This window comes from Rhizobium sp. 10PS4, from assembly GCF_032464805.1.
Lineage (GTDB): Bacteria > Pseudomonadota > Alphaproteobacteria > Rhizobiales > Rhizobiaceae > Rhizobium > Rhizobium laguerreae.
Genome location: NZ_JAWDIW010000001.1, coordinates 565,805 through 582,851 on the forward strand (window position 1 = coordinate 565,805; position 17,047 = coordinate 582,851).

Genomic DNA, 17,047 nt, shown 5'->3' on the forward strand with positions numbered 1-17,047 from the left:
ATGCGTGTGGATGATGCAGCCATTGATGCGGGAAGCTACGACTTCATCATCGTCGGGGCGGGATCGGCGGGATGCGTTCTGGCCAACCGGCTGTCGGCCGATCCGAAAACCCGCGTCCTGCTGCTCGAAGCGGGCGGCAGCGACCGGTATCATTGGGTACATGTGCCGATCGGCTATCTCTACTGCATGGGCAATCCGCGCACCGATTGGATGATGAGGACGGCCGCGGAAGCCGGACTGAACGGCCGGTCACTGCCCTACCCGCGTGGAAAAGTGCTGGGCGGCTGTTCGTCGATCAACGGCATGATCTACATGCGCGGCCAGGCGGCCGATTACGACGGCTGGCGGCAGGCGGGCAATTCCGGCTGGGGCTGGGACGACGTGCTGCCCTATTTCCTGAAATCCGAGGACAACTATCGTGGCCAATCGCGGATGCACGGGGCAGGCGGCGAATGGCGGGTGGAAAAGCAGCGGCTATCCTGGCCGATCCTCGATGCCTTTCGCGATGCCGCCGAAGAACTCGGTATCCCGAAGACCGACGATTTCAACGATGGCGACAATGAAGGCTCGGGCTATTTCGAGGTCAACCAGCGCGGCGGCCTGCGCTGGAACACGACCAAGGCCTTTCTGCGCCCGGCGATGAAGCGGCCCAATCTGCGTGTGCTGACCGGCGCCGAAACCGAGCGGCTGGAATTCGACGGCAGAATGGTGACTGGCGTACGGTTCCGGCTGAACGGGCAGAACCATCTGGCTCGCGCCGGTCGCGAGGTCATCCTGTCTGCCGGTGCGATCAATTCACCGAAAATCCTGGAGCTTTCCGGGGTCGGTCGACCGGATGTGTTGTCCGCTGCCGGACTGGACGTCGTCCATGAACTTCCGGGTGTCGGCGAAAACCTGCAGGACCATCTGCAAATCCGTACGGTCTTCCGCATCGAGGGCGCAAAGACGCTGAACCAGCTCTATCACAACCTGTTCACCCGGGCGGGCATGGGGCTTGAATATATGCTGCGCCGGTCGGGGCCGCTGTCGATGGCGCCGAGTCAGCTCGGTATCTTTGCCAAGAGCGATCCGGCCGTTGCGACCGCCGATCTCGAATATCACGTGCAGCCCTTGAGCACCGACCGGCTCGGCGAGCCGCTGCACAAATATCCCGCCGTCACCGTCTCCGTCTGCAATTTGCGGCCGGAGAGCCGGGGGACCGTGCATGTTGTCGGCCCGGACTTGTCCGTGGCGCCGGAAATCCGCCCGAATTATCTTTCGACCGTCGGCGACCGGATGGTTGCGACGAAATCGATCCGGCACGCCCGCCGGCTCATGGAGGCCGGTGCGATCGCCAAGTACCGACCGCAGGAGATGCTGCCGGGCACGGAATACCGGACTGACGAGGAGCTGATCCGTCGCGTCGGCGATATCGCCACAACGATCTTCCATCCGGTCGGTACCTGCAAGATGGGCAGCGACATGATGGCGGTTGTCGATCCGCAATTGCGGGTGCATGGGCTGGAGAAACTGCGGGTGGTCGATGCCTCGATCATGCCGACGATCGTGTCGGGCAACACCAACTCGCCGGTGATCATGATTGCCGAGAAGGCCGCGAAGAGCATTCTGTCAGGGGCGTGATGTGATCAGCTCATCGCATCGTCTAAAACGAATGCTTGGAACATCTTTTGTCAGAGAGAAAATGCTCTGATTGCAGCCACTGCGCTGGCATGAGAGTCCTCACGCGTCATATTCGGGATTTCCAAGGCGCGGACATCAAACGGCACGCCAAGGCTCAATCGTCAGCCTTTCGGCTTAAAGCATGTGGCGGTGCAGCGGCTTTGCGACAACGACATGCGTAACACAAACACTTATAGCGCGAAGATCACGACGCGCTTTAGAGTACGAAGGCATTCGCGCCCGCGACTCGTGACGATGAGCCCAACCCGCTCAACGCAGGCCGGGCCATCTTCGATTTCGATCAGAGCGTCGAGACGTTCTCAGCCTTCGATTTTCCGGTCTTGCGATCCTGTCCAATTTCGAAGCTGACCTTGTCGCCTTCGCGGAGCGACCCGCCGCTCTGCAGCGCAGACACGTGAACAAAAACGTCCTGGCCGCCACCCTCAGGGGTAATGAAGCCGAAGCCCTTGTCGTCATTGAAGAATTTAACGGTACCTGTCGGCATGAGATAACTATTTCCTTATATCGTTCGACGATTTGCGAAGGCGAAACTATAGCTTCGGAGCTTCTCTATCAACCCTTTAGCACGCCAACGGCTGTTTGAACGCAAAAAGATATCAGCTCCGGCGAAGCTCAATGCGGCTCGTCACAACCGATCGACCTGTCGCAGGGTCGTTATCGATGGTTGTGAGACGCATGCCCGACGCCCCGGTTTTTTCGATCGTCATCTGCGCACGGCGATCGCCATTGACCTCTTTCGCCCATTTGATCGCGAGGCTTATGGCATTACCGGCGCGTTTTCCGCCAAGGCCCGCGGTGCCGGTGCCCGCGCCGACGTAGGAGCCAGTGTAGGTGTCACCGCTGGCCTTGAGGTTAGCGCTGATGACACGGGAAAAAACGACGAGACTGGTGCAGCGCCCATTGAGCGCAAGGGAACTTGCATTCGCGTCCGACTTGAAACGGCAAGTGACTTTCATGGTGGGTGCATTTGTCCGCACTTTCACCGTACCCTTACCGCTCCAATTTCCCGCCAGTGTTTTGAGGAAGGCAGACTCGTCGGCTTTGGCGGCGCCGGCCATGAGCATTGACGCCGTCGCAGCGGCGATGGCGCAGGCAAGGACCTTGATCATCTGAGTAACTTTCGGGCCGCTTAACATCCACATCACGACGCTCGGCTCTTCGAGGAGGAGGGTGTCATATAACCACTCGGCGGTGAATTGGTTCCGTATGGGACATATTCGCCCGCCGCGGAGCACGCGTTTTCAACAGGATCAAACTACCAATGCTGCCCATGCACGCTGAAAGGGATTGCCGCATCCTCGATCTGCTCAGCATTCACCGGACGGTTCTGAACCAGTGCGTTAATTGCGTCGCCCTCGGGTTTGCCGAAAAGAAAAGATGCTGCCTGCGGCCGAAGAGATCATTCGTCCAGTCCCACTTGGGATCTTGCGGCTTCACGTGAGGTGGAAATAGAGCATTCAATGCTGGCTCAGCCAGCGGACTGACCCGGACCTGCCTGGCGCAGCCGCGATCTTTACCATTTTAGGGACAAGCTCGGCGAAAAACCTGCGGATGCAGCCAACACGCCATTGCGAAACCAATAGCCTTCGGCGAATGTCACCTCACGTGGCGTGAGGCGAGTTTATGTCATTTCGGATCGAGCGTCTGCTTGAAAAACACATTAGCGGCGCGGCCGCCGTATTGGTAAATGCCTATGCCCTGCCTCCGTGGAATGAGAGCTGGTCGCTTGAGGCGGCTGCAGAAAATGTGACCTATGTGCTTGAAACTCCCAGGTCAATTGCACTTGCGGCAGTTGACGGAGACAAGGTGCTCGGCATTGCGCTCGGGATACGACAGCGGCGCCATACCGGCCCCGTCATTTATGTGGACGAGCTTTCAGTGCAGCCCGACGCACAGGGTAAGGGAATAGGGACCGCTCTACTTTCTGCAATGTTCGAAACAGCCACGGCTGAAGGATGTAGCAGCGTGTGGCTGATCTCAAAGCGAGGAGGGGCGCTCTCGGAGTTCTATCAGCGTTGCGAATTTGCTATGATAAGCGACCTCGGCCTGTACTCCAGATCAAGCGGATAACGTTAGATTGGGAATCTCGATCCGCCAGCGAAAATCCTGAGTATGCACGGGTGAACGGCCTGCGACGACGCCAAGAAGCAGCCGCGTATCGATCGAGAATTACGCCCTTCCGTACATCCGGCTCGCGCGCAGCAGGCGTTGCGAGTAGGGGTGTTCGACCGCACCGCTTCGGAGCGCGCCGACATCGACCTGTTCGACGATCTCGCCCGCTTCCATGATGGCGACGCGGCTGCACATGTGCGAGACGACGGCGAGGTCGTGGCTGACGAGCAGATAGGTCAGCCCGCGGTTGGTGCGCAAATCCTGGAGGAGATTGAGGATTTCGGCCTGAACCGACACGTCGAGCGCCGATGTCGGTTCGTCGAGAAGCAGAACGTCCGGATCCAGCATCAGCGCGCGGGCGATCGCCACGCGCTGGCGCTGGCCGCCGGAGAGCTGGTGCGGAAATCTGTAGCTCAACGCCGGATCGAGGCCGACCGATCTCAGGACGGCGTTGACGTCGACGGAATTCGTATCCAGGCCCTGGTTGCGCAGCGGTTCTTTCAGCTGCGAGCGGATGGTCTTGCGTGGGTGGAGGGATCCATAGGGGTCCTGGAACACCATCTGCACTTGGCGGAAGAACGGCCGGCTGCGCCGTCGGTCCAGAGTCTCGCCTTGGAGCTCGATCCGGCCGTCATAATTGGCGTTGAGGCCGGAAAGCGCCCTCAGGACAGTGGACTTCCCGCAGCCGGACTCGCCGACCAGACCGAAGGCCGTCCCCTTCTCGATGGAAAGGCTTAGATCTCTGACGACAGGCCGCTGGCTATGTCCGAAACGGATGGTGAGATTGTCGATTTTGATCACCGCGGCGGCTCCAATGCGGGTTCTTCGAGCCAGGCGGGATCCCGCTTCAGGATCGGCAGCCGGGCGGGTGGATCCTCGATCGTCGGCAGTGATGCCAGCAATCCTTGCGTATAAGGATGTCGGGCCTTGTCGAGGTCGCGCGCTTCGAGCACTTCCACGACCCGCCCCGCATACATGATGAGGACGCGATCGCAGAAATTCCTGATGAGATTGAGATCGTGGCTGATGAAGATCAGCCCGAGATTACGCCGCAGGACGAGCTCGTCGAGCAGGGCCAGGATCTCGAGCCTCACCGTCACGTCGAGCGCTGACGTCGGCTCGTCTGCGATCAGCACTTCGGGTTCGGCAATCAGCATCATGGCGATCATCGCCCGCTGACCCATGCCGCCCGAGATTTCGTGCGGATATAGGCGGGCCACGCGCTCGGGATCACGGATCTGGACGGCTTCGAGCATATCGAGCGCTTGGCTATAGGTCTTGCTCTTGCTCACCCTCGGATGATGGAAGCGGTAGGTCTCGGCAATCTGTTCGCCGATCCGCATGACGGGATTGAGCGAATATTTCGGATCCTGCAGGATCAGGCCGATCCGCCGCCCCCTGATCGTCATCATCGTTTTTTCGTTCGCCTTGAGCAGATCGACGTCGCGAAAGCGCATCCGCTCGGCATTGACGACCGCGGTCGGTGGCAGCAGCTTCATGATCGCGCGGCCAACGGTCGACTTTCCCGATCCGGATTCACCGACGATCCCGAGCTTTTCCTGTCCAAGCGAAAAGCTCACGCCGCGCACGGCCCGCACCTGTCCGCCGCCGAAGGCGATTTCGAGGTTCTGAATGTCGATCAGGTCAGTCATTCCGAACCTCGGGGATCGAGAACATCGCGAAGCGCATCGCCGACGAGGTTGAAGGCGAGGCTGACGAGCGCAATGGCAATGCCGGGTGCTGCGATGACCCAGGGGCTGTCGAGCATGAATTCACGTCCGCTGGCGGCCATCGAACCCCATTCCGGCCACGGCGGCTGCGCGCCGAGGCCGAGGAAGCCGAGACCGGCGGCAGTGATGATGATGCCGGCCATATTGAGGGTGACGCGGACGATCACCGAGGGAATGCACATCGGCAGGATGTGACGAGTGATGATCGCGATTGATGTCGCGCCCTGCAGGCGTACGGCGGCGATGTAATCCGCCTTGCGGAGGCTGAGCGTCTCGGCGCGCGCAAGGCGCGCGATCGGCGGCCAGGCCGTCAGCGAAATCGCAATGATCGCATTTGTGATGCCGGGACCGAGCGCTGCGGCAAAACCCAGAGCCAGCACGAGGCCGGGGAAGGAGAGAAAAATATCGGTGACGCGCATCAGGATTTCATCGACGATGCCGCCGAAATAACCCGAGACGGTACCGATCAGCAGGCCGAGCGGGGCGACAATGACCGTGACGAGCATGATGATGTAAAGCGTCGTGCGGGCGCCATAGATCACCCGTGAAAAGACGTCGCGGCCGAAATTGTCGGTGCCGAGCCAATGGCTCGCCGATGGCGCGGCAAGCCGCCCGGCCATGTCCTGAACGATCGGATCGTAGCTCGTCAGCAGGGGTGCGGCCAGGGCCACGACGATCAGCAGCAGGATGATGGCTAATCCGGCGAGGCCAAGCGGGTGCAGGCTGAATTTCCGCCAGCCCTGGTGAATTTGCTGCGCCGATGACTGGAACCAGCCTCGAGGCTCCGGTGCGAACAGCCAGTTGCGAAGGCCGCCGGTGTTGACGCTGTCTGTGTGCTCAGAGGAGATCGTCATGGCGTCACCGTGTCCTCGGATCAAGAATGCGATAAAGGAAGTCCGACAGGATATTGATCGTCAGGAAGACGGCGCCGATCGTCAGCACCGAACCCATCACGACGTTCATGTCGTTCATCTGCAGCCCCCGGGTCAGGTACTGGCCGAGCCCTGGCCACCCGAAGACGGTCTCGATCAGCACCGCGCCTTCAAGCAGCCCGCCGAAGGTCAGCGCCATGATCGTCAGGAGCTGTACGCGGATATTCTTGAACGCATGGCGCCAGACCACCTTGCGGGTGCCGAGCCCCTTGGCCCGGGCGGTGATGATGTATTCCTGGCTCAGTTGCTCCAGCATGAAGCTCCGCGACATGCGGCTGATATAGGCGACGGAATAGTAGCCGAGGATGGCCGCCGGCAGGATGATGTGGCCAAGGGCGTTGTAAAACACGTCCCACTGGCCCTGAATCGCTGCGTCTATCAGGAGAAAGCCCGTCATCGGCGTGACGAGGCCTTCATAGAAGACATCGATCCGGCCCGAGGCGCCGACGAGCTTCAGCTTCGCATAAAAGACGAAGAGCGCCATCAGCCCGGTCCAGAAGATCGGGATGGAGTGGCCGGCAAGGGCGACGATCCGCGCGATGTGGTCGATAACGGTTCCGCGCCTGACCGCAGCGGTGATCCCTAAGGGAATGCCGACGATCGCCCCGATGATCATGGCGATGATCGCAAGTTCGATCGTTGCGGGAAAGATCGTCAGGAGATCGGTGAGGATCGGCTGGCCCGTCGTCGCCGACATGCCGAGATCGCCTGTGGCGATCTTGCCGACGTAGGACAGGAACTGCATCCAGATCGGCTGCCCAAGACCCAGCTCGTTATAGACGCGATCGTAAACCTCCTTGCTGACTTCCGCCCCGGTGATTGATAGCACCGGGTCGGCGGGCAGCAGGCGGCCCATCGAGAAGGTCAGGAAGAGCAGGCCGAGCAGCGTCGTCACGACGGCTACGACTCGTCCCGCCAGGCGCCGCAGCAGGCTCAGTGCCGGGTGCGGGGCCGCCTCGGCGAACCCACCCGCCGGGGAGTGCCGGCTGCTCTCCCCCTTCGATGTCATATCGGCGCTCGCCACGCGTTCTACTCCTTGGTCACGTCATGCCAGCGCGTCGACCAGGTCGTATGCCCGTGATAGCCCTTCACGTTGGCGCGCATGACATAGGGGTCGGTTCGCTGGAAGAAGATGACCAACGGCGAAGCCATGCCGGCATAGATGCCATCCATCTTCTTGAAGATGTCGGTGCGCTTTTCCGTGTCGCGCTCCTTCATCGATTGGTCGATGAGCGTGTTGAGCTCGTCCACCTTCATGCCCGTGCGCCAGAGGTAATAGCTGCCGAGGCGTGCCTCGTCGCTATTGTCGGGGTTGAAGGCATATTGCGTGGCGACCGCGAAGGGATCGGGCAGGCGGGCGCCGGAGTTGCCGAGCAGCACTTCGAATTTGCGTTCGCGGAAGGCGGGCGTGAACTCGCCGGGCACGAGATCGAGATCGAGGCCGGCGGCGCGGGCACTCGCCTGCAGCGCTTCGGCGAAGGGCAGGGTCGGGGCTCCCGACGGATTGAGAACCTTCTTCAGGCCATTGGGATATCCGGCCTCCGCCAGCAGCTGCTTGGCCTTGGCGGGATCGTAATCGTAGCGGACCGCCGCCTCGCCGGGAGCGCCGATCATGCCGCGCGGGATCATCGACTGCCAGGGAAAGCCCGTATGGCGCATGATGTTGCCGGAGATCGCTTTCCAGTCGAAGGCATGCTGGAAGGCCTCGCGAACCTTTGGCTTCTGCAGATCCGGGTCTTTCTGATTGAGGGCGATATAGTAAAAGCCGAGACCCGGGACATTCTCGATGACCATGTCCTTCTTGGTGGCGAGCGCATCGAGGTCGCCGCTAGCGACATACTGGCCGACATCGACGTCGCCGGCTTCGAGCTGAAGCCGGAGATTGCCGGATTCCGGAATATGACGAGCGACGACGCGCGCCATGGCCGGCTTGCCGCCCCAGTATTTCGGCTGCGCATTGAAGATCGCGACATCGTTCGGCCGCCACTGCGCCAGGCTGAACGGGCCACTGCCGGCGGAATTGGCGGAAAGCCAGGCGCCGCCGAAATCGCCGTTCGCCTCATGCGACAGCACCGTCTTCTTGTCGACGATGCCGATCGACGAGCCCGCCAGCGAATAGAGCACCAGATCGGTATTGACTGCCTGCGGCAACTCGATCTCGAGCGTGTGTTCGTCTTTCGCGCGAACGAGCTTTTCGACGTTTTCAGGCGTGAAGCCCCAGAGCGCGATGTCGGTGGAGCCGACCTGGCCCATCTTGATGACGCGCTGGATCGACCAGGCCGCATCCTCGGCGGTCACCTTGTTGCCGCTCTGGAAGACCGCATCGTCGCGTAATGTCAACGTGATGATCTTGCCATCCGCCGAGACGCTCCATTGCGTCGCGAGCATAGGCTTCAGCGTTTTTAGATCGTCTGGCGACAGCTGCACGAGGTTGTCGTAGAGGTTCGAGATCAGTTCGGAAACCGTGCGGGCATTGTTCTGCGCTGGATCGAGCGTCCTTATACCGGTGAGATTGGTGCCGATCACCAGCATGTTGGGCGGCGACGCCGCGAAGCTGGGCTGCGCCGTCGTCAGGGCGCCGGCAATTGCGATCGTTGTCAGTACTTGTCTCAGCATCTCAAGACCTCCCAATCCTGTTGTTCGTGGATAATGTCGAAATCAGCCGGCCGCCTTTACGGCCGGCTGGTCTGAATGAGTTTGAATGTCGCCTTCGGCCTCCCAGCCTTGAAGCAGCCGATGAAGCTCCTCGCGGTCATGCTGGTCGAGCTGCGGCAATCCCGGCACACGCACGGGACCGACATCGAGACCGGAATAGGTGACGGCTTCTTTGACGACGGTCACGTTCGCGCCATTGCGGAATTTGGTTCGCATCCGCTCGAATGGCTCGAGCTTGTTGACGATCGCTCTGGCGGCGGCAAAATCGCCTTTTTCAAGCGCAGCGTGGACCCCAAGCGAGAGCTTCGGCGCGACGTTGACGAGGCCGGAGGTGAAGCCGCGGGCGCCGGCCGCGGTAAATGTCGGCGCCCAGCTTTCCGCCAGGCCGCAGACGAACAGCGCGCCGCCGGGGCTCGCCGCCGGGATCGCTCTCGACAGCAACATCAGATCGGTCGTGGCGAATTTGATGCCGGCAATATTGCCGTGATTTGCGAGGCGGACGATATCGGCGACGGCGAAACCATCCGCCCTGACATAGGCGATGAGCGGCAGGGACGAAGCATCCGCAAGATTGCAGAAATAGTCGATCTGGGCCGCAGGTGCCGCGAAAGGATCGACGGGCTGATGTGACATGACGGCGGATGCGCCGATCGTGGCTGCATCTTTCGCCATGCCGATCGCCTCGCGCAGCGACCGGCCGATCGCCGCCGTTACCGGCGCCTTGCCGTTGACGCCTGAAACCGCCGCCTCATGGACGATCCTGATTTCCTGCGGCGTCAGAGCATAGAATTCCCCGGTATTGCCGGCAGCGACGATGTTGTGAATACCCGCTGCCGCCACCCGCTCATAGACCTTCGCCGTGATCCGGGGTTCGACTTCACCCTTGCCGTCATAGGCGGTGACGGGAACACCCGATACGCCTGTAAGCGCCTTGCGCATGGTTGCGATGCTCATCTTTCTTCCCCGTTATCTTTCCATCTGTTCGCCGTCATTCCGACGGGACGATCCCCGAAGCGGAAGGGCGGCAGGCCCACTGCGTCCACGTCGAAGGCGATCACCGTCCCCGCCTCGAAACGTCCAGTGCGGTCTGTCGACAGGCTCGTGACGAAGAGGGTGCGCAGATCCGGCCCTCCGAAACACGGCATCGTCGGTGCGGGGACCGGCAGAATGTAGATTTCGACGATGTCGCCTTCGGGCGATATTCGGTTGAGGCGACCGGCGGACACGCCGGCGCTCCAGTAGAACCCGTCACGATCGGTTGTCGCTCCGTCCGGCCGACCCTCGTCTTCCGTGAAGCTGCGAAGCCGGCGCCCATCGCCGAGGTCGCCCGTATCAGGATCGAAGTCGAATGCCTGCAGGAAGCATTGCCGGCTGTCGGAGTGATACATCCGCCGGCCGTCCGGCGACCAGGCAAGGCCGTTGGAACTCGTCAGTCCGGTTGCAACGGTCCGCGTGCGGCCATCGGCGCCCACGCAGTAAAGTGCGGCCTCATCGGTCTGCGGCTTGGCTTCGCTGAACGAGCCGATCCAGAAGTGCCCGTCGGGGCCGACCTTTCCGTCATTGAGGCGGCAGTTGACGTGGCGCCCGACTGGATCCGACACAAGCTCGAAATCTCCCGAGACAGGATCGAAGAGATGGACGCCCATCTGAAGCGCCACGACGATCCTGTGATCGCGGCAAAGCCCGAGCGCGCCGATTGCGGCCGGCATGTCGAAGCGGTCGATCTTTCCTGAATGCGAAAGCCGGACGAGTGCCGGCGCCAGAATATCGACGAACCACAGAGTGCCGGTCTCCTCGTCCCATACCGGCGATTCACCGACCGTCAGCGGTTGCTGGATAACGGAACGGACGTCCGGGCGGATGACCCGAGGCGCCGTCATTCAACCGTCTCCGGGCTCTTGGCCAAGCCATCGGCGTCGCGCATACGGATGGTGCCGTCGTGATTGATCTCACAGAACCCGCCACCCTGGAACGCCAGCGCGACCGGCCCCTCGGATCCCTCTTCGATCAGGGCGTGGTCACGCGGCCGGTCCTGCGGCTGGTAGCCCAATCGTGTCGCCAGATCGTTCTCCCACCACATCTCCTCGGTGTCGGAAACGCCGTAGACCACTGTTGCTGCGATCAACGGGTGCGAAAGGCCGATCCTGACCAATTGCGCCAGGTCTCGCGCGCTGATCCAGATCGCAATGGATCGCTCGCTGTTGGGATAGGTGCCCGCATTGCCGATGCGGATGGAAAGAGAGCGAATGCCCGATGTGTCGTAATAAAGCCCCGCCACAAGCTCGCCCCAGCATTTGGAAAGTCCATATGGGCTGTCGGGGCGCATCGGGTCGAGCGGCGACACGAGCTGGCCGCGCGGGTAAAAGCCGGTGGCATGATTGCTCGATGCATAGACGACCCGCTGAACCTTGTTGATCCGCGCCGCTTCGTAGAGATTGTATGTTCCAAGCACGTTCGCGTGCAGAATGGCGTTCATGTCCGTGCCGCTTGCGATACCCGCCAGATGGACGACGCCATCGATATCCTTCAGCGCAGCCGTCGCCTCGTCGAGCTTTGTAAGGTCGGCCTTTACGAAATTCTCGTTTTCGCCAAGCCCGTCAGGTTCCTGGAGATCGATCAAGCTGAGGTGCTCGACATGCGACCGAAGAAGCGGACGCAGCAGCGTCCCTACACGTCCGGCAGCACCCGTCATAGCGACCCGTTTCATCGTCTCTCCTCCCATATCGCTCAAACGCCCTGGAACATGCGGGCGCGCGCATTCAGTATGTGTCTTTTCATCGCATCGTGCGCTTCGGTTTCCCGGTGCGCGAAGATCGCCTCGACGATCACCGCATGCTCATCCTGGACGCTGCGGATCTGTTCCGGCGTCCGCTTCAAGCTCAAGCTTCGCGTAACGGAATGCCCGATGGCGAAATGCGGCTTGAACCACTCGCGCAGGGTGATGTGGAACTGGTTACCAGTCGCCATGGCAATTGCATCGTGCAGAGCCTGGTCCTCCTCGGCGCCAAGCTCCCCGTTGCGCAGGCATTGCTCGATCGAAAGAAGCGCTGCCGTTATCCGCTCCTTGTCGACCGGTTGCCAGTTTCGCGCTGCAAGCTCCGCCGCCTCGGCTTCGAGACCGGCGCGGAATTCGAAGAAGCGCTGGACATCGGCCAAGGAGCCGACCGGCACCATTTTCAGCATCGACGAATCCGGCCTTTGCCTGACATAGGAACCGGAACCCTTGCGCGAAACGACCAGGCCATCGGCTCTCAAGCGTTCGAGCGCTTCGCGCACGACGGGTCTCGATGCGCCGAAATCAGCGGCGAGCTTCGTCTCCGGCGGCAGCCGTTCGTTCACCGGAAAGTTGCCGTCGGCGATCATCCCTACGATCTTCTCGTAGATGATGTCGCTGAAGCGCGTTGCGCCCCTGTTCGAAACGGCATCGACCGCGAATGTCATCATGGTCCTTTTCTCTCAACGCCACGTGCGCCGGGTCGGCGGCCGCACCCTGGCTGTCGCCGACCATAGGTTCAGAGCGGCGTACAGCATTTGACAGACCCAACGTTTTTCGTCCTGTTGACCGTATTTCAGCGGCACAACGTCGCATTTCAATGCAGCATGGCTACAAAATTTGTAATTATCTGTCAACTCTTGTAATCATTTGAGAACGTGTCTATGGTTTCGGTCGTAGCGCCGAGGAGGGCGTCAGCGTCGGGTCGGGAGCCCGCCGCATCAGCCGGTGCAAAGGCTGCGCCGGCACAAAAGGGAGGAATTCGATGGCCAAAGAAATACTGTCGCGTGGCGTCACCCGCCGCGCCGTGCTTGGCGGCATGGCTGGTGTCGCGGCGCTGTCTATCGCCGGTCGCGTCTCTGCCGCAGGCGGCGAAGCGCCGGCCCTTGCGCAGCTCGCCAAGGATGGAAAGCTGCCGCCGCTCGCCGAGCGCCTGCCGAAAAAGCCGATGGTCGTGACGCCGTTCGAGAAGGTCGGCACCTATGGCGGTTCGCTGCGCCGCGGCCTTCGCGGTTCATCCGACCATAACGGCATCCTGCGTATGGTCGGCAACCAGAGCCTTGTGCGCTGGAACCTCGATTTTACCGCCGTGCAGCCGAACCTTGCCCAGCGCTGGGAGGTCAGCGACGACGCAACACAATTCACCTTCCATCTGATCGAAGGCGTGCGCTGGTCCGACGGTCATCCCTTTACGGCCGATGACGTCGTCTTCGCGATTGAAGACTGTGTCAAGAACACCGAGCTCTACAGCTCGACACCGGCGCAGCTTGCTGTCGCCGGCAAGCCGGTCACGGTCGAGAAGATTGACGATTATACAGTGAAGTTCACCTTTGCTGCGGCCAACGCGCTTTACCTGGAAAACCTCGCCACACCGCTTGGCCAGCATCCGACGCTGTTCCCGAAACATTACTGCAGCCAGTTCCTGCCGAAATATAATCCCAATATCGAGGCCGATGCGAAGAAGGCCGGCGTCACCAGTTGGACAGAGCTGTTCCGCAGCCGTTGCGGCGACATCGAGATCCCGTCGCGATGGGGCAATGTCGACAAGCCGACGCTCGATCCATGGGTGGTCAAGGAGCCCTATGCCGGGGGTGCCACGCGCGTCGTCATGACCCGCAATCCTTATTTCTGGCAGGTCGATACCGAGGGCAATCAGCTCCCCTACATCGATGAAATCAACTTCGGCATCTCGCAGGACGTCGAATCGCTGATGCTGAACGTCATCTCTGGAAAGATCGACATCCAGGAACGTCACATCAGCGTTCTCGCCAACAAGCCGACGCTGTCCAAGAACATGGAAAAGGGCGATTATCGGCTGCTGACACTCGTGCCTTCGGCCGCGCAACAGTGCCAGATCTACTTCAACATCACCCACAAAGATCCTGCCATGCGTAAGATGTTTGCCGACAAGGCGTTCCGGCAAGCGCTCTCGATCGGCATCAACCGCCAGGAGCTCATCGACATCGTCTATTTCGGACAGAGCGAGCCCTACCAGGCCGGGCCGCGTCCGACCCATCCCTGGTATAACGAGACATATGCGCGCCAATTCACCGAGTTTGACGCCGACAAGGCAGGCGCAATGCTCGATGAGGCCGGCTATAAGAAAGGCGGCGACGGTTTTCGCCTCCGGCCGGACGGCCAGAAGGTGTTCTTCTCGATCGACGTCATTCCGACGCTTTATCCCGACCTCGTCGATGCCCTGGAACTGGTCAAGGCGCATTGGGCTCAGATCGGTATCGACATGAAGGTCAACACGATCGAGCGGGCGCTCTATTACACCCGCGGCGACGACAACGCCCATGATGCGGCGGTGTGGCCGGGTCCTGGCGGTCTCGATCCGATGCTCGATCCGCGCGATTTCTTCGCCTTCCATCCGCAGGGTTCGCGTTACGCCATCCCGTGGACGCTTTGGTACACCTCCAACGGTGCCCGCGGCGAAGAACCGCCGGAAAGCCAGAAGAAGCGCATGAAGCTCTTCGACGAAGCGCGTTCGACGGCCGATCTCGACAAGCGCGGCGCGATCATGAAGCAGATCTTCGACATCGCGGCCGAGGAGTTCGAGACCGTCGGCCTTTGCCTTGCCGTCGGCGGCTTCGGCATCATCCGCAACAATCTGCGCAATGTCCCCGAGAAGGAGCCGGATAGCTGGTCCTGGCCTAATCCAGGGCCTGCGCTGCCGCAGCAATTCACCTTCACGAGCTGATTCTCGTCTTAAGCGCCGTACCATCAGGTACGGCGCTTTCTTTCAGTTCGCCCTCCGAGATGCCTTGCTGGTCCTGACGGCCGACAAGGCCGGGAAGGCGGCGTTCAATGCAAGAGGCGCCTCATGCTGGTCTTTATCGCCAAACGCTTCCTATGGATGATTCCATCGCTGTTTGCCGTCAGCTTCCTGGCTTTCGTGCTGATCCAGCTGCCGCCGGGCGATTATGTCACGACCTATATTGCGACGCTGGCAGCATCAAACGAGATCGTCGATCAGAACACGGCGGCGCAATTGCGCGAGCGCTTCGGCCTCGGCGACCCGATGCTCGTCCAATATTTCAAATGGATATGGGGCATTCTCACGCGCGGCGATTTCGGCATCTCCTTCGAATGGCAGCAGCCGGTCTCGGACCTGATCTGGGAGCGCATGGCGCTGACGCTGGTTCTGGCCCTGTCGACATTGATCGCTACCTGGGCAATCGCGCTGCCGATCGGAGTCTATTCCGCCGTGCGCAAATATTCGATCGGCGACTATTTCTTCACCGCCTTCACCTTCTTCGGCCTGGCCGTTCCGTCCTTTCTGCTGGCGCTGGTGCTGATGTATGTCGCGGCGGTCGAATTCGGACAGGATGTCGGCGGGCTCTTTTCGCCGGAATATGAGAACGCGTCCTGGAGCTTCGCCAAGATGGTCGACCTCTTCTCGCATCTCTGGCTTCCCGTCATCATCCTTGCCGTCTCTTCGACGGCGAGCCTCATCCGCGTCATGCGCGCCAACATGCTCGATGAACTGCCGAAACCTTACGTGACCACGGCACGGGCAAAAGGGCTCTCTGAATTCCGGCTGCTGATGAAATATCCTCTGATGATCGCGCTCAATCCGTTCATCTCGACGATTGCCTGGTTGCTGCCCAACCTCATTTCCGGCTCGGTCGTCGTTGCCATCGTTCTCAATCTGCCGACGGCGGCACCTTTGCTGCTGCAGGCGCTGATGGCCCAGGACATGTATCTCGCCGGCGCCTTCGTCCTGCTGATCTGCGCGCTGACGCTGATAGGCTCTTTGATCAGCGACATACTGCTTGCGCTGGTCGATCCCCGCATCCGGTTGGAATAGGAGCCTCACATGGCCGACATCACCGTTACGAACATTCCGCCGGATCGCGCCGCCGTTGCATCCCAGTGGCAGCTCATCTGGTGGGCTTTCCGCCGGCACCGGCTGGCCATGGTGGCGCTCGTCGTCACCGTGCTGATGTATATCGTCGCCCTTATTCCCGGCTTCTTCGCCATCAACGATCCGTACCTGCAAAATGCGCGAGCGACCTTTCACCCGCCGCAGAAATTGCATCTGATCGATACCGAGAACGGGTTCTCCTTCGGCCCGCATTATTATCCGATGAAGCTGACCCGCGATCCGGAAACGCTGGCCGCCATCTTCAAGGAAGACACGACGAAACGTGTCGATGTCCAGTTCTTCGGGCGCGGCTATGAATATTCGGTGTTCGGCCTGTTCAGGACCAACATCCATCTGATCGCCTCGCCCGACAAGACGACGCCGCTGCTTCTGTTCGGCGCCGACAGGCTTGGGCGCGACGTCTTCAGCCGAACGGTGCAGGGCTCGCAGATTTCGTTGTCGATCGGCCTCGTCGGTGTCTTCTTCTCGCTGATGCTCGGCATCGTGCTCGGCGGCATCTCGGGGTATTACGGCGGCCGCATCGATTTCTTCCTGCAGCGAGTGATCGATTTTGTGCTGTCGCTGCCGACGATCCCGATCTGGCTGGCGATGGCCGCGGCCCTGCCGCAGGACTGGCCTGCGACGCTGCAATATATGATGATCACGATCATCCTCTCGCTGACCGGCTGGGCGCAGCTCGCCCGCGTCGTTCGCGGCCGCTTCCTGTCCTTACGCACCGAGGAATTCGTCGCCGCCGCGAGGCTCGACGGCGTTCGCGAAAGGCGCATCATTTTTCGCCACATGCTGCCGAGTTTCGCCAGCCATATCATCGCGTCGATCACGCTTGCGGTGCCGGCGATGATCCTTGCCGAAACCTCTCTCTCTTTCCTGGGGCTCGGTCTGCAGCCGCCGACCATCTCCTGGGGCGTGCTTCTGCGCGAGGCCCAGAACATTCGCTCGATCGCCACCGCGCCATGGCTCTTCATGCCGGGCTGCGCCGTCGTGGTCGCCGTGATGGCGCTCAACCTTCTCGGCGACGGCCTGCGCGATGCGGCCGACCCCTACAACAAATGAG

At 61.0% G+C, this 17,047-nt stretch carries 16 protein-coding genes; 5 read left to right on the forward strand and 11 right to left on the reverse strand.

The genetic code is table 11. The features are described from left to right. Positions 1 to 1,620 (forward strand): GMC family oxidoreductase, encoded by a 1,620-nt coding sequence (locus RWJ89_RS02555; RefSeq protein ID WP_410056102.1) that lies wholly within the window; start codon positions 1 to 3, stop codon positions 1,618 to 1,620. 340 nt (positions 1,621 to 1,960) lie between these two features. On the opposite strand, the gene RWJ89_RS02560 is transcribed toward RWJ89_RS02555, so the two are convergent. Then, a complete protein-coding gene (locus tag RWJ89_RS02560; RefSeq protein ID WP_017956647.1) occupies positions 1,961 to 2,164 on the reverse strand; it encodes a cold-shock protein in 204 nt (67 codons plus the stop codon). A 112-nt stretch (positions 2,165 to 2,276) separates the two neighbouring features. Continuing rightward, positions 2,277 to 2,789: a hypothetical protein gene (locus RWJ89_RS02565; RefSeq protein WP_026264501.1), complete on the reverse strand. Its 513-nt coding sequence runs from the start codon at positions 2,787 to 2,789 to the stop codon at positions 2,277 to 2,279. A gap of 514 nt (positions 2,790 to 3,303) precedes the next feature. On the opposite strand from RWJ89_RS02565, the gene RWJ89_RS02570 reads away from it, so the two are divergent. Then, the gene (locus tag RWJ89_RS02570; protein WP_168267303.1) at positions 3,304 to 3,750 is read left to right on the forward strand and encodes a GNAT family N-acetyltransferase; all 447 of its coding nucleotides are present in this window, start codon (positions 3,304 to 3,306) and stop codon (positions 3,748 to 3,750) included. A 99-nt stretch (positions 3,751 to 3,849) separates the two neighbouring features. Here RWJ89_RS02570 and RWJ89_RS02575 read toward each other — a convergent pair whose 3' ends face one another. The 9 genes from RWJ89_RS02575 to RWJ89_RS02615 are packed head-to-tail and all read right to left on the reverse strand — an operon-like array spanning position 3,850 to position 12,550. Further along, positions 3,850 to 4,593, reverse strand: a complete 744-nt coding sequence (locus RWJ89_RS02575; protein ID WP_316030532.1) for an ABC transporter ATP-binding protein — start codon at positions 4,591 to 4,593, stop codon at positions 3,850 to 3,852. Beyond that, positions 4,590 to 5,444, reverse strand: coding sequence for an ABC transporter ATP-binding protein (locus RWJ89_RS02580; RefSeq protein ID WP_316030533.1), 855 nt, complete (start codon positions 5,442 to 5,444; stop codon positions 4,590 to 4,592). Before RWJ89_RS02580 ends, RWJ89_RS02575 begins: the two co-directional genes overlap by 4 nt. After that, positions 5,441 to 6,376 carry an ABC transporter permease gene (locus tag RWJ89_RS02585; RefSeq protein ID WP_316030534.1) on the reverse strand — a complete coding sequence of 312 codons (936 nt, stop codon included), beginning with the start codon at positions 6,374 to 6,376 and terminating at the stop codon, positions 5,441 to 5,443. Before RWJ89_RS02585 ends, RWJ89_RS02580 begins: the two co-directional genes overlap by 4 nt. A gap of 4 nt (positions 6,377 to 6,380) precedes the next feature. Next, positions 6,381 to 7,478, reverse strand: coding sequence for an ABC transporter permease (locus tag RWJ89_RS02590; RefSeq protein ID WP_131662763.1), 1,098 nt, complete (start codon positions 7,476 to 7,478; stop codon positions 6,381 to 6,383). A gap of 5 nt (positions 7,479 to 7,483) precedes the next feature. After that, positions 7,484 to 9,070 carry an ABC transporter substrate-binding protein gene (locus RWJ89_RS02595; RefSeq protein ID WP_168267308.1) on the reverse strand — a complete coding sequence of 529 codons (1,587 nt, stop codon included), beginning with the start codon at positions 9,068 to 9,070 and terminating at the stop codon, positions 7,484 to 7,486. 42 nt (positions 9,071 to 9,112) lie between these two features. After that, entirely contained in the window at positions 9,113 to 10,063 is a 951-nt protein-coding gene (locus RWJ89_RS02600; RefSeq protein WP_222060711.1) for a dihydrodipicolinate synthase family protein, read from the reverse strand. Further along, positions 10,060 to 10,989 (reverse strand): SMP-30/gluconolactonase/LRE family protein, encoded by a 930-nt coding sequence (locus RWJ89_RS02605; protein ID WP_316028301.1) that lies wholly within the window; start codon positions 10,987 to 10,989, stop codon positions 10,060 to 10,062. The genes RWJ89_RS02600 and RWJ89_RS02605 overlap by 4 nt, the downstream gene beginning before the upstream one ends. Then, on the reverse strand, positions 10,986 to 11,816 hold the full coding sequence (locus RWJ89_RS02610; protein ID WP_131641243.1) for an NAD-dependent epimerase/dehydratase family protein: 831 nt from the start codon (positions 11,814 to 11,816) through the stop codon (positions 10,986 to 10,988). Before RWJ89_RS02610 ends, RWJ89_RS02605 begins: the two co-directional genes overlap by 4 nt. Positions 11,817 to 11,836: 20 nt before the next feature. Next, entirely contained in the window at positions 11,837 to 12,550 is a 714-nt protein-coding gene (locus RWJ89_RS02615) for a FadR/GntR family transcriptional regulator (RefSeq protein ID WP_026160238.1), read from the reverse strand. 317 nt (positions 12,551 to 12,867) lie between these two features. Between RWJ89_RS02615 and RWJ89_RS02620 the strand changes: the two genes are divergently transcribed. The 3 genes from RWJ89_RS02620 (at position 12,868) to RWJ89_RS02630 (ending at position 17,046) form a co-directional block, all read left to right on the forward strand. Further along, positions 12,868 to 14,805, forward strand: coding sequence for an ABC transporter substrate-binding protein (locus RWJ89_RS02620; protein WP_316030535.1), 1,938 nt, complete (start codon positions 12,868 to 12,870; stop codon positions 14,803 to 14,805). Between the two features lie 123 nt (positions 14,806 to 14,928). Continuing rightward, positions 14,929 to 15,915, forward strand: a complete 987-nt coding sequence (locus RWJ89_RS02625; RefSeq protein ID WP_003562632.1) for an ABC transporter permease — start codon at positions 14,929 to 14,931, stop codon at positions 15,913 to 15,915. A 9-nt stretch (positions 15,916 to 15,924) separates the two neighbouring features. Then, positions 15,925 to 17,046, forward strand: coding sequence for an ABC transporter permease (locus RWJ89_RS02630; protein WP_168320429.1), 1,122 nt, complete (start codon positions 15,925 to 15,927; stop codon positions 17,044 to 17,046). Position 17,047 lies beyond the last annotated feature (1 nt).

Excerpts from the sequence above, each read along its gene's own strand:
- RWJ89_RS02585 (WP_316030534.1), bottom strand. The coding sequence starts at position 6,376 with ATGACGATCTCCTCTGAGCACACAGACAGCGTCAACACCGGCGGCCTT.
- RWJ89_RS02580 (WP_316030533.1), bottom strand. The coding sequence starts at position 5,444 with ATGACTGACCTGATCGACATTCAGAACCTCGAAATCGCCTTCGGCGGC.
- RWJ89_RS02565 (WP_026264501.1), bottom strand. The coding sequence starts at position 2,789 with ATGATCAAGGTCCTTGCCTGCGCCATCGCCGCTGCGACGGCGTCAATG.
- RWJ89_RS02555 (WP_410056102.1), top strand. The coding sequence starts at position 1 with ATGCGTGTGGATGATGCAGCCATTGATGCGGGAAGCTACGACTTCATC.
- RWJ89_RS02630 (WP_168320429.1), top strand. The coding sequence starts at position 15,925 with ATGGCCGACATCACCGTTACGAACATTCCGCCGGATCGCGCCGCCGTT.
- RWJ89_RS02605 (WP_316028301.1), bottom strand. The coding sequence starts at position 10,989 with ATGACGGCGCCTCGGGTCATCCGCCCGGACGTCCGTTCCGTTATCCAG.
- RWJ89_RS02610 (WP_131641243.1), bottom strand. The coding sequence starts at position 11,816 with ATGAAACGGGTCGCTATGACGGGTGCTGCCGGACGTGTAGGGACGCTG.
- RWJ89_RS02625 (WP_003562632.1), top strand. The coding sequence starts at position 14,929 with ATGCTGGTCTTTATCGCCAAACGCTTCCTATGGATGATTCCATCGCTG.
- RWJ89_RS02595 (WP_168267308.1), bottom strand. The coding sequence starts at position 9,070 with ATGCTGAGACAAGTACTGACAACGATCGCAATTGCCGGCGCCCTGACG.
- RWJ89_RS02560 (WP_017956647.1), bottom strand. The coding sequence starts at position 2,164 with ATGCCGACAGGTACCGTTAAATTCTTCAATGACGACAAGGGCTTCGGC.
- RWJ89_RS02615 (WP_026160238.1), bottom strand. The coding sequence starts at position 12,550 with ATGACATTCGCGGTCGATGCCGTTTCGAACAGGGGCGCAACGCGCTTC.
- RWJ89_RS02600 (WP_222060711.1), bottom strand. The coding sequence starts at position 10,063 with ATGAGCATCGCAACCATGCGCAAGGCGCTTACAGGCGTATCGGGTGTT.
- RWJ89_RS02570 (WP_168267303.1), top strand. The coding sequence starts at position 3,304 with ATGTCATTTCGGATCGAGCGTCTGCTTGAAAAACACATTAGCGGCGCG.
- RWJ89_RS02620 (WP_316030535.1), top strand. The coding sequence starts at position 12,868 with ATGGCCAAAGAAATACTGTCGCGTGGCGTCACCCGCCGCGCCGTGCTT.